The sequence below is a fragment of the Micromonospora sp. WMMD1120 genome (genome assembly GCF_029626235.1).
GTDB lineage: Bacteria > Actinomycetota > Actinomycetes > Mycobacteriales > Micromonosporaceae > Micromonospora.
Map to the genome: position 1 here is coordinate 843,194 of NZ_JARUBO010000005.1, position 14,791 is coordinate 857,984.

The 14,791-nt window shown below is 73.6% G+C and carries 11 protein-coding genes; 2 read left to right on the forward strand and 9 right to left on the reverse strand.

Annotated features, from left to right (window positions below):
• Positions 1-54 precede the first annotated feature (54 nt).
• From O7634_RS04055 to prmC, 3 genes are read right to left on the reverse strand one after another with little or no spacing between them, the layout of a single operon-like run.
• Positions 55-666: a phosphotyrosine protein phosphatase gene (locus O7634_RS04055; RefSeq protein WP_278148827.1), complete on the reverse strand. Its 612-nt coding sequence runs from the start codon at positions 664-666 to the stop codon at positions 55-57.
• Positions 667-1,314 carry an L-threonylcarbamoyladenylate synthase gene (locus tag O7634_RS04060; RefSeq protein WP_278153864.1) on the reverse strand — a complete coding sequence of 216 codons (648 nt, stop codon included), beginning with the start codon at positions 1,312-1,314 and terminating at the stop codon, positions 667-669.
• Positions 1,315-1,323: 9 nt separating this feature from the next.
• The gene (prmC, locus tag O7634_RS04065) at positions 1,324-2,286 is read right to left on the reverse strand and encodes a peptide chain release factor N(5)-glutamine methyltransferase (protein ID WP_278148828.1); all 963 of its coding nucleotides are present in this window, start codon (positions 2,284-2,286) and stop codon (positions 1,324-1,326) included.
• 73 nt (positions 2,287-2,359) lie between these two features.
• Here prmC and O7634_RS04070 point away from each other — a divergent pair, with 73 nt between their 5' ends.
• The gene (locus tag O7634_RS04070) at positions 2,360-3,904 is read left to right on the forward strand and encodes a GGDEF domain-containing protein (RefSeq protein WP_278148829.1); all 1,545 of its coding nucleotides are present in this window, start codon (positions 2,360-2,362) and stop codon (positions 3,902-3,904) included.
• Positions 3,905-3,942: 38 nt separating this feature from the next.
• Here O7634_RS04070 and prfA read toward each other — a convergent pair whose 3' ends face one another.
• Together prfA and rpmE are read right to left on the reverse strand one after the other, a co-directional pair.
• On the reverse strand, positions 3,943-5,031 hold the full coding sequence (gene prfA, locus O7634_RS04075) for a peptide chain release factor 1 (RefSeq protein ID WP_278148830.1): 1,089 nt from the start codon (positions 5,029-5,031) through the stop codon (positions 3,943-3,945).
• A 132-nt stretch (positions 5,032-5,163) separates the two neighbouring features.
• On the reverse strand, positions 5,164-5,388 hold the full coding sequence (gene rpmE / locus O7634_RS04080; RefSeq protein ID WP_007464546.1) for a 50S ribosomal protein L31: 225 nt from the start codon (positions 5,386-5,388) through the stop codon (positions 5,164-5,166).
• Between the two features lie 276 nt (positions 5,389-5,664).
• Between rpmE and O7634_RS04085 the strand changes: the two genes are divergently transcribed.
• On the forward strand, positions 5,665-6,561 hold the full coding sequence (locus O7634_RS04085) for an AAA family ATPase (RefSeq protein WP_278148831.1): 897 nt from the start codon (positions 5,665-5,667) through the stop codon (positions 6,559-6,561).
• Between the two features lie 48 nt (positions 6,562-6,609).
• Here the strand turns inward: O7634_RS04085 and O7634_RS04090 are convergent, their stop codons facing one another.
• The 4 genes from O7634_RS04090 to O7634_RS04105 all read right to left on the reverse strand — a co-directional run bounded on the left by O7634_RS04090 (position 6,610) and on the right by O7634_RS04105 (position 14,769).
• The gene (locus O7634_RS04090) at positions 6,610-10,017 is read right to left on the reverse strand and encodes a phosphodiester glycosidase family protein (protein WP_278148832.1); all 3,408 of its coding nucleotides are present in this window, start codon (positions 10,015-10,017) and stop codon (positions 6,610-6,612) included.
• 137 nt (positions 10,018-10,154) lie between these two features.
• A complete protein-coding gene (gene rho / locus O7634_RS04095; RefSeq protein ID WP_278148833.1) occupies positions 10,155-12,218 on the reverse strand; it encodes a transcription termination factor Rho in 2,064 nt (687 codons plus the stop codon).
• Between the two features lie 296 nt (positions 12,219-12,514).
• Positions 12,515-13,459: a homoserine kinase gene (gene thrB / locus O7634_RS04100; protein WP_278148834.1), complete on the reverse strand. Its 945-nt coding sequence runs from the start codon at positions 13,457-13,459 to the stop codon at positions 12,515-12,517.
• Between the two features lie 65 nt (positions 13,460-13,524).
• A complete protein-coding gene (locus tag O7634_RS04105; protein ID WP_278148835.1) occupies positions 13,525-14,769 on the reverse strand; it encodes an MFS transporter in 1,245 nt (414 codons plus the stop codon).
• Positions 14,770-14,791: the final 22 nt, after the last annotated feature.

Sequence of the window (14,791 nt, forward strand, 5' to 3'; positions counted from 1 at the left end):
AACGCCCCTTTGGCCCCTGGTTTTCCCCAAACCCGGAGGAAACTCGCACCACGGTCAGGGCAGCAGGGCCGCGGCCAGCGGGTGGACCGTCTCCTCGATCTCGTCGGCGACCCTGCTGAAGCACTGGTCACCGCGACCCCACGGGTCGTCCAGATCGTCGGTGGGCAGCGCGGACGCGCCCAACCGCGCGTCGTGGGCCGCCTCCACCAGGGCCACGCCCCGGGCGTACACCGCCGCCGGGGTCGCGTCGTCCGCCGGCAACGCGGCGGCGTCCACCGCCGCCAGCAGTCGGCCGAACTCCCCGAGTACGAACGTGCGCGCCGCCGCGTCCGGGCGGAGCGCCACCACGTACTCCTGCTGGTCGGACGTGGCGGTCAGGATCAGGTCGGCGGCGTCGATGTGGTCCGAGCGGAGCTTGCGCGCCGCGAAGCCCTCGACGTCCCCGCCGCGACTGGTGACCTGCCGGGCCGCCGGCGGGTTCATCTCCTCGCCCGCGTGCCAGCCGCCGGTGCCGGCGCTGTGGCTGTGCACCAACTCCTCGGCCCCGGCCGGGTTCTGCGCGCGCCGCGTCAGCCGCTCCCGCACCGCGAGGGCGAGCAGCCGCTCCGCCATCGGTGAGCGGCAGATGTTGCCCATGCAGACGTGCAGGACCGTGAACGGGGGCACTCAGACCGCCCGGTCGTCGATGAGATCCGGAACCACGTCGCGCAGTTTCTCCAGGGGGATGGCCCCGGCCCGGAGCAACTGCGGCACCTCGCCGGTCAGGTCCACGATCGTGCTGGGCACCGGGTCCGGGCAGGGGCCGGCCTCCAGGTACGCCCGGACCGAGTAACTGAGCTGGTCGCGAGCCTCCTCGGCGGTGACCGCGGCGGGCTGGCCGGTCTTGTTGGCCGACGAGACCGCCATCGGGCCGGTCTCCCGCAGCACCTCGAGGGCCACCGGGTGCAGCGGCATGCGCACCGCCACGGTGCCCGTCTTGTCGCCCAGGTCCCACTGGAGGCTCGGCGAGTGCTCGACCACGATCGTCAGCGCACCCGGCCAGAACGCCTCCACCAGGTCGCGGGCGGCGGTGGGGAGCGAGAAGACCAGCCCGTCCAGGGTGTGCCGCGAGCCGATCAGCACCGGCGGGGGCATCTGCCGCCCCCGGCCCTTGGCGTCCAGCAGCGCCTTCACCGCGTACGGCGTGAAGGCGTCCGCGCCGATCCCGTACACCGTGTCGGTCGGCAGGACGACCAGCTCGCCGTTCTTGACCGCCTCGATCGCCGCGGCGATGCCGCGGTCCCGGTCGGCGGGCGAGCGGCAGTCGTAGAGCATCACGAGGAGTCAGTCTGCCACGCCGCCCCGATCGGAGTGTGCTGGCCGTCCGCCCGTCGGGACACCGCGGTCGTCGGCCGGTCGGGTGGCGGTGGCGAAGCGGGGTCGTCCGGCGAGATCGCGATGGTCGGTGACGGCGGTGAACCGGCCGTCGGCGGCGAGCAGACCGGGCACCGCCGCGCCGTGCGTGTCGTCGTGCTCGACCCCGAAGACGCCATCCGGGCGCAGCAGCACGGCCGCCCGTCCGACGACCGGCCGGATCACCGCCAGGCCGTCCGCGCCGCCGAAGACCGCCTCCGCGGGGTCGTGCCCCGCCACCTCCGGCGGGACCACCACGTCGTCCGGCACGTACGGCGGGTTGCAGAGCAGCACGTCCACCCGACCCACCAGGTCCGCCAGCAGGTCCGGCGCTGTCACGTCGGCCTCCACCACCTCGATCGGCCGGTCCCCGGCCGCGACCCGTTCGGCGGCGTTGCGGCGCAGCCACGCCAGCGCCGCCGGAGACCGTTCCACGGCGAGCACCCGCGCGTCCGGCACCTCCTGGGCCACCGCGAGCGCGATCGCGCCCGAGCCGCTGCACAGGTCCACCACCACCGGGGCGGAACGGCTCCGGGCCTGCGCGACTCCCCAGCCGGCCAGCAGCTCCGTCTCGGGCCGGGGCACGAAGACACCCGGACCGACCGACAGCTCCAGGTGCCGGAACCCGGCCCGACCGGTCAGGTGCTGCAACGGCTCCCGCGCGGCGCGCCGCCGGGTCAGCTCGTCCAGCCCCGCCAGCTGCTCGGGGCCGAGGTCGTCGGCGAGCGCCAGCCGCCCCCGGGGCACCCCCAGCACGTACGCCGCCAGCAGCTCGGCCTCCACCCGGGCCGAGCCGACCCCGGCGGAAGCGAGCACGCGGGCCGCACGGGCCACCGCTGCGGACGGCCGGATGGGGCCTGTCCCTTCGGGGGGGTGTTGCGGCAAAGTACTCACGACATAATCATGGTGCGTCACGGGCGACGTGACGAACGGGTGCGCGCCGGCGCGCACGACAGGAGGTTGGCGGGTGGGCTGGCTCGACCGGGTCGATGACCAGGTTGACGCACTCACGCACGCGCGGGCGTTGCAGGAGGCCAGTCGTTCCGCGGAGGCGTACGTCCTGTTGGAACGTGTGATCCGCACCACGACCGACCCCACGGCGCGAGCGGACGCGCTGGTGCAGCGTCTCTCCGCGCTGATCAATCTCGGTCGCACGGCGGAGTTCACCAGGGCCATCGAGGAGGCGTCGGCGGCGGTCCGCGACCTCGCCGAGCCCTACCTGCACGGTCACCTGAACGCCCTGGCCGCGCTCGCCGCGCACCACCAGGGCGCACTGGACCGCTGTGTCATGCATCTCGTCCGGGCCGCTCGGGCGTTGAGCGCGGTGACCGACCCGGATCGGGACACCGCCTGGGGCTGGCACGACCTGGCCATGGCCTACAGCTACCTCAGCTTCCACGGGTACGCCCTCGGCGCCATCGAGCGCGCCCGGCAGCTCGGCATGACCGCCGGCATCCCGGAGGAGACCTTCGCCGCGCCGGGCATCCGGCTGCGCAACGCGGTGGCCCTGGACCACAACGGCGACAGCGACGGGTGCCTGCGGGTGCTCCGCGACGTGGCCGCCGACCTGGCCCGTTTCCTGCACGCCGGGCGGGCCGGGCAGCTACGCCCGAGCAGCCTCGCCGCGTACGGCTACGCGGCCGCCCGGCAGGCGGCGCTCGGCGACCGGGTGGTGGTCGACGGCGCCGAGCCGAGCCGGTTGCTCACCCACGGAGGCGACAGCGCCCGCGTCCGCGACCTGCGCCAACTCGGGCAGGTCTGCCTCGCCGTCGCCGACGGGCGACCGATCGAGGCGGTCACCCGGCTGGACACCGTCCAGGTGTCCAACGAGACGCTCGGGGCTGCCGAGCCGGCCCGGCTGCGCAGCATCGCGCTGACCCGTGCCGGGGACCACGTGGCGGCGCACCGGGCCGACCGGCTGGCGTTCCGGCTCGCGGCCCAGCGCAACGACCGGCTGCGGGACGTCTACATCGACGGGATCGCCGCCCGGATCGACCACGAGGAGATGCGCCGCGAGGCGGCCCGCTTCGAGGGTGAGGCGTTGACCGACCCGCTCACCGGGCTGCCCAACCGCCGCCGGCTGGAGCGGTACATCACCGCCGTGGTCACCCGGGGCGACCGGGTGGTGATCGGTGTCTGCGACCTGGACGGCTTCAAGGCGGTCAACACCCGGCACGGGCACCACTCCGGCGACCTGGTGCTGCAACGCATCGCCGGGGTGATCAACCGGGTGATGCGCCGCGGCGACTTCGTGGCCCGCTACGGCGGTGACGAGTTCGTCGTGGTGCTGCCGGACACCGGCATGGCGGAGGCCGCCGAGGTGGCCCGCCGGATCGAGGCCGCGGTCCGGCTGGAGGACTGGGAGTCCCTGGTGCCGGGGACGCCGGTCGGGGTGAGCATCGGTTTCGCCGAGGTCTCCGGCGGCAGCGGGCTGCGCGACGCGCTCAGCGTCGCCTTCGAGCAGGCCGACAGGGAGATGCTCCGCGCCAAGACCCGACCCCGCGCGAGCTGACCGACCGCGCGGTCAGCGCCGGGCCGGCCGGGTCGCGGTCAGCGCCGGGTCAGTTCGGTGTCGCCGGCCAGCCGGGCGGCGCGGTCGGCCTCGTTGAGGGCGTCCAGCACCCCGTCCAACTCGCCGCCGAGCGCCAGGTCCAGGTTGTACGCGGTGTAGCCGATCCGGTGGTCGGTGATCCGGTTCTGCGGGAAGTTGTAGGTCCGGATCCGCTCCGAGCGGTCCACGGTGCGCACCTGCGCCTTGCGGGCGTCCGAGGCGGCGGCGTCGGCCTGCTCCTGCGCGGCGGCGAGCAGCCGCGCCCGCAGGATCCGCATCGCCTGCTCCCGGTTCTGCAACTGGGACTTCTCGTTCTGGCAGGAGACGACGATGCCGGTCGGCACGTGCGTGATCCGTACCGCCGAGTCGGTGGTGTTCACCGACTGGCCTCCCGGGCCGGACGAGCGGAACACGTCGATGCGGAGGTCGTTCTGGTCGATCGTGACGTCGACGTCCTCGGCCTCCGGCAGCACCAGCACCCCGGCGGCGCTGGTGTGGATGCGGCCCTGGGACTCGGTGACCGGGACGCGCTGGACCCGGTGCACGCCGCCCTCCCACTTGAGCCGCGACCAGACGCCGTTGCCGCCGTCCGGAACGCCCTTGGTCTTGATCGAAAGAGAGACGTCCTTGACCCCGCCGAGGTCGGAGTCCTGCGCGTCGATCACCTCGGTGACCCAGCCGTGCCGCTCGGCGTACCGGGTGTACATCCGCAGCAGGTCGCCGGCGAACAACGCCGACTCCTCACCACCCTCACCGGCCTTGATCTCGACGATCACGTCCTTGGCGTCGTGCGGGTCGCGCGGGATCAGCAGTTCGGCGAGGCGCTCCTCCAGCACCGGCAGGGACTCGGCGATGGACTCCGCCTCGGCGGCGAAGGACGGGTCCTCGGCGGCCAGTTCGCGCGCCGCGGCCAGATCGGCGCGGGCCTGCTCCAGCTCGCCGGCCGCCTTGTGCAACGGGACCAGCTCCGCGTACCGACGGCCGACCCGGCGGGCGGTGGCCTGGTCGGCGTGGATCGCCGGGTCGGCCAGCCGCTTCTCCAGCTCCGCGTACTCGTCGAGAAGGCCGGCCAGACGCTCGCTGCTCATGCTGCGGATGCTCCTTCGACGGTGCGCGACGGCCCGGGGCCGGACCGGGGGCCCGGGGCCGTGCGGAACTGGGATAAACGCGGACGGCGCCCGCCTCCGGCACGAAACCGGACGCGGGCGCCGAACAGGGAGTTACTTGGCCTTCTTGGCCTGAACCTTGGCGTACTTCTGCTGGAACTTCGCGACCCGGCCGGCGGTGTCGAGAACGCGCTGCTTACCGGTGTAGAACGGGTGGCAGGCGCTGCAGGTCTCGACGTGGATCGCCCCGCCCTTGGCGGTGCTGCGGGTCGTGAACGTGTTGCCACAGGAGCAGCTGACCTCGGTGGTCACGTACTCCGGGTGGATGTTTGCCTTCATCTCGCCTCGGTCCTCTCGTTGGTGGTCGCCGGGTCGCCGTCACCGCTCGTCGCGCCGTACGCGACGGGCTCGGGCGTGAACCGGAACCGGTGGCCGATTGACCAGTGTGCCATGGGCCGGAGCCGACCCGGTAAGCGGGCCGCACACCTCGTCCGGGATCGTCAACACGGGTCCACCCGTCCGCATTCCCGCCCACCGGCGGGGCACTCCCCCGGCGGGCGGCCCGCCCGCCAGGTGCCCCGTCCGGGGTACGTCCGTGAAGCCGGAGGTGCGTCGATGACCCGCCTGATCGCCACCCGAGGGCTGCCCGCCTCGGGCAAGACGACGTTCGCCCGGACCCTCCAGCCGTCCGTCGCCCGGGTCAACCGGGACGACCTGCGCCGGATGCTGCACGGGGAACGGCTCTTCACCCAGTGGGCCGAGGCGCAGGTGACCACCGCGCAACGCGCGCAGGTCGAGGCGTTGCTGCGGGCCCGGGCGGACGTCTGCGTGGACGACACCAACCTGCGGGCACGGACGCTGCGGGGCTGGGCCGACCTGGCCGCCCGGCACGGCGCGGACTTCGAGGTGCACGACTTCACCGACGTGCCGCTGGACGAGTGCCTGCGCCGGGACGCCGCCCGGCCGGCCGCCGAGCGGGTCGGCGCGGACGCCATCCGCCGGCTGCACGAGCGGTACCTGGCCGGGCGGACGCTGCCGTTGCCGGTGCCGCAGGCCCGCACCGGCCGGCCGGCCACCGTGCACCCGCCGTCGACGGAACCGCCGGAGATCGTCCTGGTGGACATCGACGGCACGGTCGCGCTGGCCGTGTCCCGCAGCCCGTACGACATGACCCGGGTGGCTGACGACCAGCCGAACCCGGCGGTGATCGCGGCGGTCCGGGCGATGCACGCCGCCGGCTACGGGGTCGTCTTCTGCTCGGGGCGGGACGCCTCGGCCCGCGCCGCCACCGAGGCCTGGTTGGCCCGCCACGTCCGGGTTCCCTACCTGGGCCTGCACCTACGGGCCGTCGGCGACTCCCGGAAGGACTCGGTCGTCAAGCGGGAGATCTACGACCGGGAGATCCGGCACCGCTACCGGGTGGTCGGTGTGTTCGACGACCGCGTCCAGGTGGTGCGGATGTGGCGGGATCTCGGTCTCACCGTGTTCCAGGTGGCCGAGGGGGACTTCTGAGGTACGTCCGGACGGACCCCCGAGCGCGCGGGGGCCCGTCCGGACGGTTCACCGGGTGACGGTGATGCCGACCTCGGCGAGGACGCCGTTGACGGCGACGGTGAGGCGCACCGGGGCGCTGGGCCGCAGTGCGGTCAGGGTGCCGGTGGCCGGGTCGAAGTGGGCCGTGTGCCACTGCCGCAGCCCGGCCGCCGCGCCGACGTGCACCCCGGGCGAGGCGGACCAGTCGGCGCTCACCGGTGCGGCCACCGGGACGGTACGCCCGCCGGGCTGGGTGAGCGTGGCGGTGACCCTCGCCGGGGTGCCGACCGCCACGCTGGCCGGGGCGTTCAGCGCGAGCCGGTCGGTGTGGGCGTGGAACTCCGCGTCCACCCACCGGGGCCCCTCGCCGAGCGGGTCGCGGCGGGCCCGGTCGGCCTCGGCCGGGGTGACCGGGTCCACGCCGAACTCCGTCCAGCCGGTGAAGCCGCCCTGCTCGGCCGGGGTGGACGGGGTCTTGCCCGCGTTGCCGTTGATCACGTATGGCACGCCGTCCACCCGGTCGGCGTGGAACGTGCCGACGTGCCCTCCGACGAACAGCGCGCCCTTGCCGGTGCGGTGCTGGAAGTCGGCCAGCCACTGCTCCAGCAGCGCCGCCTCCTTGCGGTCGGTGAGCTGACTGGCCTGCGCCGGGCTGGGGTCCCGCGCCGGATGGTGGTGCAGGACGACGACCGATCCCACCCGCCGGTCGGTGGCCGCCGCGTCCAGCGCCTCGCGCAGCATCCGCACCTGGTCGAACCCGCCGCCGCGCAGCGTCCCGGTGGACGAGTTCAGCGTGACGAAGCGGGTGCCGTTGTGGTCGAACACCCGGGAGGTGGCACCGAACGCCGCAGCGAAGTTGCTGATCGGGGCACCCATGATCTCGTGGTTGCCGGGCACGTAGTACCAGGGCAACGCGTCGCCCAACTCCTCGTCGAGGATCCGCTTGGCCAGTGCGAAGTCGGCCGGGTAGGCGGTGTCCACGAAGTCCCCGTTGATCACCAGGAAGTCCGGTCGGGCGGCCTTCACCTCGCGCAACGTCCGCCGGGCCTGGGCGACCAGGTCGCTGTCCGGGTCGGCGGCGACGAACTGCGCGTCGGAGAGCACGGCGAACCGCCAGGGTGCGCCGTCCACGGTGCCGTCGCGGACCACCACCCGGTCGGTACGCGGGGCCACCGCCGGCACCTCGACGGTGGACGGCACCCTCGCCACCAGGTCGTCGATGATCACCTCGCTGGTGTACTGGGCGGCGGCGTTCGTCTCGGCCACGTAGAAGCGACGCACCCGCACCGGGTACTGCACCCCGGCGGGCACCGCGAACTCCACGTACCGCCAGCCGGTCCAGGTGATCAGCGGGCCGCGCAGTACGTGCTGGGTGTCCTGGGCGTCGTGCAGGTGCAGGCTGGGCCACTCGCCGGTGCCGTTGCCGTGTATCCACATGCCGAACGCCTGCGGCTGGCCGGGCACCTCGATCCAGGCGGGTGGGTCGGCGTACGCGGCCCGGGTGCCGGTGGACTGGCTGAAGTCGTACGACATCAGCAGGCCGGTGCCGGTGTGCCCGGCGGCCGGCGCGACCGACCCGCTGGCCCGGGCCTGGCTGAACCGCCAGGACGCGGCGTCGTCGAAGCCGGCGACCGGCACGTCGGTCAGTCCGACGGTGACCGGCAGAACGGTGCGCTGCCCTCCGACGTGGACGGTCACCAGTGCCGAGCCGGCGTCCCGGAGCGCGGTGACGGTCAGGTTGCCGTCGTCGGTGGGAGTGATCCGCAGCAGGTCCCGGTCGTAGTCGACTGTCACGTCGCCCGGCTCGATCGGCGCGGTGTCGCCCTCGGCGTCGTACCCGACCACGCCGAGGACCGCGGTGCCGTCGCGGCCGGTGAGGCCGACCCGCGGCACCGTGGTGCCGACCCGGGCCAGCGGGCCGAGCACTGTGAGGTTCAGCGAGCCGGTGGCCCGGCCCCGCGCGGCGGTGACCGTCCCGGCCCCCGGCGCGCCGGCACGGAAGACACCGTCGCGGTCGACCCGGCCGCGTACCGCCGGGGTGACCCGCCAGTCGGGCGCGCCGGCCGCCGGGCCGTACGTCTCGTCGTAGCCGGCGGCGGTGAGGGTGCGGGTCAGTCCGGGGAAGACCCGGTCGGGCCGGCCACCGCGCACCGGCGAGACGCCCGGGGCGGCGGTGGGATCACTCGCCGTCTCGACCCAGTAGCCGGTGAGCCGGCCGCTGCCCTTCGGCGCGTAGATCGCCAGGCCGTTGGGCACTGCCCGTTCGCTGCCGTCGGACGGGCCGTTCTCCACCCGCACGGCGGACCCGCCCGGCTCGCGGGCCAGCAGCGTGGACGAGCCGCCACCGTCCAGGTTGAGCGCGTGGGCGGCGCCCAGCTCGGCCATCATCCGGCCCATCTCGGTCTGGGTGACGCCACGGCTGTCCACCTGACGACCGTCCACCGTCAACATGATCATTTTCCGACCGTCGGCGCTGAAGCCGACCGAGGTGCGCGGGGCCAGCGTGGGATCGGCGATGGTCTGCACGACGCCGTCGCGGACCAGGACGTTCCCGCCGCCGACCGCCGCCCGCAGCTCGCTGCCGTCGGACGGCTTCGGCCGCCAGGCCACCATCACCGGGTCACCGGGACGGAGCCCGGCGAGGGCGTCCGCGCCGGCGTCACGGCCGAGCAGCACGGTGCCACCGGCGACGATCGGGCCACTGCCGGCGGCGTCCGTCACTGCGGCCACCCGCCCGCCGGTCACGGTGACCTCGACCACCCGGGCCGCGCCCTCGACGGCACGCTGCCGGGAGTACGTCCCCCACAGCTCGGTGAACGCGCCTATGCCGTCGGCCTGTACCAGGTTGTTGAACTGGGTCAGCGGGACCGGTCCGGTGGGCAGGGTGGCGGTGCCGTCGAAGTTCACCTCGATCACCCGGCCGAGCCCGTTCGCCGTGATCGCCACCGCGTTGCGGTGGCCGCTGACCGCGGACTGGATCAGCTCGCCGTCGCGAACACCGACGCCCTGGGCAGCGCCCGAGTTGTTGATGTCGAAGAAGTCGCCGTTCACCGCGGCGACCGCGCGCGAGCCGTCCACCGCCGTCCGCAGTGGTTCGGCCCGGCTGACCGCCCCGGAGTTGACGTAGTCGACGGTGGATCCGCCGGCGAGGTCGGTGGTGAGCGCGTCGGCACGCAGCCAGCCCTCGGCGTCGTACCTGTCGAAGGAGGTGAGTTGCACGCCCGGCGCGACCGGCCGGGTGGTCCTCGCGGTCTCCAGGCCGCCGGCCGGTTCCAGACCGCCGGCGGCGGGGCTGGGCGAGCCGACCGTGGCCGGGGCGACGACGGCCCGGGGCGCGGGTGCGGCGGTGGCCGGCGCCGGCGCGGCGGCCAGGGCGAGCAGCGGCGTCAGCAGTAGGGCGACGGTGCGGTGGGCGGATCGTCTGCGGGTACGCATGGACGACAGTCAACCCGGCCGTGAATAGAAGTTTCAAGGCCTGTTGACCGAAGCGAAGGAAAATTCCATGAACGGACGCGACGAAGGGGCACGGCCGACGCGGCCGTGCCCCTTCGTCGTCGGTCACCAGGGGTTGGTTACTCCCCCGGCGTCGACTTCGCGATCTGCATCAGGAACTCGATGTTGGTCCGGGACTGCTTGAGGCGGTCCAGCAGGAGATCCATCGCGGCCTGCGAGTCCAGCGAGTGCAGCACCTTGCGGAGCTTGTGGATGATGGCCAGCTCCTCCGGCGCGAGCAGGACCTCTTCCTTCCGGGTGCCGGACGGGTTGATGTCGATGGCCGGGAACGTCCGCTTGTCGGCGATCTTCCGGTCCAGCTTCAACTCGGCGTTACCGGTGCCCTTGAACTCCTCGAAGATGACCGTGTCGGCCATCGACCCGGTCTCCACCAGCGCGGTGGCGATGATGGTCAGCGACCCGCCGTTCTCGATGTTGCGGGCCGCGCCGAGGAAGCGCTTCGGCGGGTAGAGGGCCGTGGAGTCGATACCACCCGACATGATCCGGCCGCTGGCCGGCGCCGCCAGGTTGTACGACCGACCGAGCCGGGTCACCGAGTCGAGCAGCACGACCACGTCGTGGCCCAGCTCGACCAGCCGCTTGGCGCGCTCGATGGCCAGCTCCGCCACCGTGGTGTGGTCCTGCGGCGGACGGTCGAACGTGGCCGCGATGACCTCGCCCTTGATCGACCGCTGCATGTCGGTGACCTCTTCGGGTCGCTCGTCCACCAGCACCACCATCAGGTGGCACTCCGGGTTGTTACGGGTGATCGCGTTCGCGATCGCCTGCAACACCATCGTCTTACCCGCCTTCGGCGGCGACTGGATGAGTGCCCGCTGACCCTTGCCGATCGGCATGACCAGGTCGATGACCCGGGTGGTCAGGATGTGCGGCTCGGTCTCCAGCCGCAGGCGCTCCTGCGGGTAGAGCGGGGTGAGCTTGTAGAACTCGGGACGACGCCGGGCCTCCTCCGGCTCCATCCCGTTGATCGTGTCCAGCCGCATCAGCGGGTTGTACTTGTCGCGCCGCTGGTCGCCGCTGTTGCCGCCCTCGCGGGCCGCCCGCACCGCGCCGGTGATCGCGTCACCGCGGCGCAGGCCGTACTTCTTGATCTGGGACATCGAGACGTACACGTCGTTCGGGCCGGCCAGGTATCCGGTCGTCCGCACGAAGGCGTAGTTGTCGAGCACGTCGATGATGCCGGCTACCGGAACGAGAACGTCGTCCTCGCCGACCTGCGGCTCACGACCGCCGCTGTCGCCACCGCCCTCGGCACGCTCGCCACGGCCCCGGCGACGGTCCCGGAAGCGGCTGCGCCGTCCGCGCCGGCCGCCGCCCTCGCCGTCCTCGTCGTCGCTGTCCCGCTCGGCACGCTGACCACGGTCGTTACGGTCACCGCGGTCGTTGCGGTCGTTACGCTCGGCACGCTCGCCCCGGTCGGCACGCTCGCTCCGGTCGTTGCGCTCGGCACGCTCGCCCCGATCGGCACGCTCGCCCCGGTCGTTGCGCTCGGCACGCTCGCCCCGATCGGCACGCTCGCCCCGGTCGTTGCGCTCGCCCCGATCGGCACGCTCGCCCCGCTCGTTGCGCTCGGCACGCTCCGGACGCTCGGCACGCTCCGGACGCTCCCGGCGGATCTCGCCCCGGTCGGCGCGCTCGCCGGCCTCCGCCTCGTCGGCACGCGACTCGGTCGGACGGGCCTCCGCTGCACGCGTCTCGGTGGTACGGGCCTCCGCCGCCGCGCTCCGGCTGCGCCGGGTGCGACCACGGGTCTCGGTCTCGGCGGCCGGCTCGGCTGGCGCCTGCTCGGCGCTGCGCCCTTCGGCTGCCGGCCGGTCGGCGGTCTCCCGCACCTCGGCGCGTACCCCCTCACGGGCGGGGGCGGCAGCGGCCGCGACCTCGGCCCGCGGTCGAGGGGTCCCGGCGGCGTTGCCGCCCTGCCGCTCGGAGATCGCGGCGATCAGCTCGCCCTTGCGCATGCGAGCCGTGCCGGAGATGCCGAGCGACGCAGCCAGGCTCTGCAGCTCTGGCAGCAGCATCGCCGACAGACCGGTGCCGCTACGCCGACGACGGGCGGGAGCGGCGGCGGTGGCATCGCCAGCGACGTTGGAAACATCCGACGTCACGTCGGTGGTGTCGCTCAATGGATTCCTTCCCTCGATAGGCCGGGACTGCCCGGAGTCGGAGCTCAGGTGGCCGGGCGGCCTCGGTGCACCCGCCTCGCAAGGACGCGTCGCGGGAGTCTGTGACACAGCAGCCGGTCGGTATCCCGACTCACCAACGTCGGTGAGCAGGTCTCGCCGTCTGCGGCGACCTGTGAAAACTGCGGTGCGGCGTGGGCCTTTGGCAGGGGTGGACGGGCTGACCGCCGAGAGCTTCGGGGGTGCGCCGCCCCGCAGGAGATCGCGTGCTTCGCGGCTGTGCTAGGTCTAGAGCGTAATCAACTCTTCCGACCTGCGGCAACAGGGTCCCGCTCGGCGTGTCCCAGTCTACCCCGGGCGACCCGGGCACCGCTGACGTCTATCGGTAACTTCCAGATCTGCCAGTCTGTTCCCACCGGGAAGCCCTCGGGAGGCTCGCTGAGCGCCAGCACAGTCGGCCCCGCCCCACTGACCACGGCCGCCACACCAGCCGCTCGCAACTCGCTGACCAGGGACGATGTGCCCGGCATGCCGGCCGCGCGGTAATCCTGGTGCAGCCGGTCGACGGTGGCCGGCAGCAGCAGCGTCGGGTCGGCCGTGAGCGCGTGCACCAGCAGCGCCGCCCGCCCGGCGGTCAACGCGGCGTCGCCGTGCGGCACCGTGGCCGGCAACGCGGCCCGCGCGGTCGCCGTCAATCCGCGTTCCGCCGGGACGAAGACAGTGGGTCGCACCCCGTCGGCGACCGGCAGCGACACCGCCCGCGCGCCGGCCAGCTCCGACCAGGCCACCGTGAAGCCGCCGAGCAGACACGGGGCCACGTTGTCGGGGTGCCCCTCGATCTCGGCGGCCAGCCGGAGCGCGTCGGCGTCGGTCAGCCGCTGCTCTCCGTCGGTGACCAGGGCACGGGCCAGCAGCACCCCGGCGACGATCGCGGCGGACGAGGACCCCAGCCCGCGCGCCTGCGGGATCCGGTTGACGCACTCCACCCGCAGCCCGCCGGGGTGACCACCCAGCCTGTCGAACGCGGCGCGCATGGCGTGCACCACCAGGTGGCGGTCGTCGTCGGGCAACTCGCCGGCGCCCTGACCGGTCACCGTCACCTGCACACCGGCGGGCGCCACCTCGGCCGCCACGTCGTCGTAGAGCCCGAGGGCGAGACCCAGCGCGTCGAAACCCGGACCGAGGTTGGCGCTGGTCGCGGGAGTCCGGACCCGGACCGGCCCGGCGGTGAAGTTCGTCGGCACGCGCTCATGCTAGGGCTCGGCGGCGACGCCCAGGTGCCGCGCCCCGCTGGCTGGGACCGTCCGGCTCAGCCGGCCGGGTCGGGCACCGGCTCGCCGACCGGGTCGGTGAGCGAGAGCCGGCGGGTCGCGATCCGCCAGCCGACCGCGTACACCAGGGTGATCAGGCCGCAGCCGGCGAGCACCACCCGTTCGTCCACGACGTCCACCACCAGGGCGACAGCCAGTTGGCTCACCGAGATGGCCAGCGTCGCGAGCATCATGTCGGTGGCGAAGACCCGCCCGCGCAACCGGTCCGGCACCTCGCCCTGGAGGGCGAAGTTCGACATCACCCAGTTGCTGCCACCGGCGAAGTGCGCCACGAAGACCAGCAGCAGCACCAGCGGGAACCAGCGCACCACCGACGTGCCCAGATAGGACAGTCCGTAGAGCGACATGGACAGCGCGAGCCCGGGCAGCAGCCAGGCCCGGTTGGTCAACACCCGACGCATCAGGATCGGGCCCACCAGCGCCCCCGCGCCGCGCACCGCGAAGAGCAGACCTGCGCCGAGCGGACCCACCCCGTACACACCGGCCAGCAGCGGGAACACGGTCAGCACGCCGTTGCCCAGGCCCACCGCCGACTTGACGGTGACCAGGGCGAGCACCCGGGGACGGTGACCGATGTAGCCGAGCGCCTCCCCGACGGCCGCCCAGGTCCGCTGGGCCGGTCGATCGGTGTCCCTCGGCGCCTGGAGGGGCCGGCGGATCCGCGTGGCGAGGCCCGCCGCCAGCGCCAGGCCCGCCGCCGCCACCCAGAAGCAGGCGTACGGGCCGGCGGCGGTGCTGAGGACGCCGCCGAGCGAGGCGCCGACCACTGTCATCGTCCCCCAGGCCGAGCCGGCGACGGCGTTGCCGGCGGCCAACTCGTGCGGCTCCAACACGTTCGGCAGCGCGGCCTGGGCGGCGGGCGAGTAGAAGGCCTTCGCGACCGCCACCACGGCGATGGCGGCCAGCGCCAGCCACGCCGTGCCGGCGTCCCGCACCCCGAGCAGCAGCAACACACCCACCAGCGCGGCGACGTTCGCCGCGATCATCACCTTCCGGCGGTCGAACCGGTCGGCGATGGTGCCGGTGTACGGCAGCAGCAACGCCACCACGCCGGTGTCCACCGCCAGCACCAGGGCGCCCCACACCCCGCTGCCGGTCAACTGGGGCAGCAGCACCAGCAGGGGCACCATGACGAACCAGTCCGCGCCGAAGACCACCAGTTCGGCGAGGAAGAGGTTGCGGAAGCTCCGATTGCCGGTCAGGACCGAGAGGGTGGACGTCACGCAGCGGGACCCTACCCGGTCG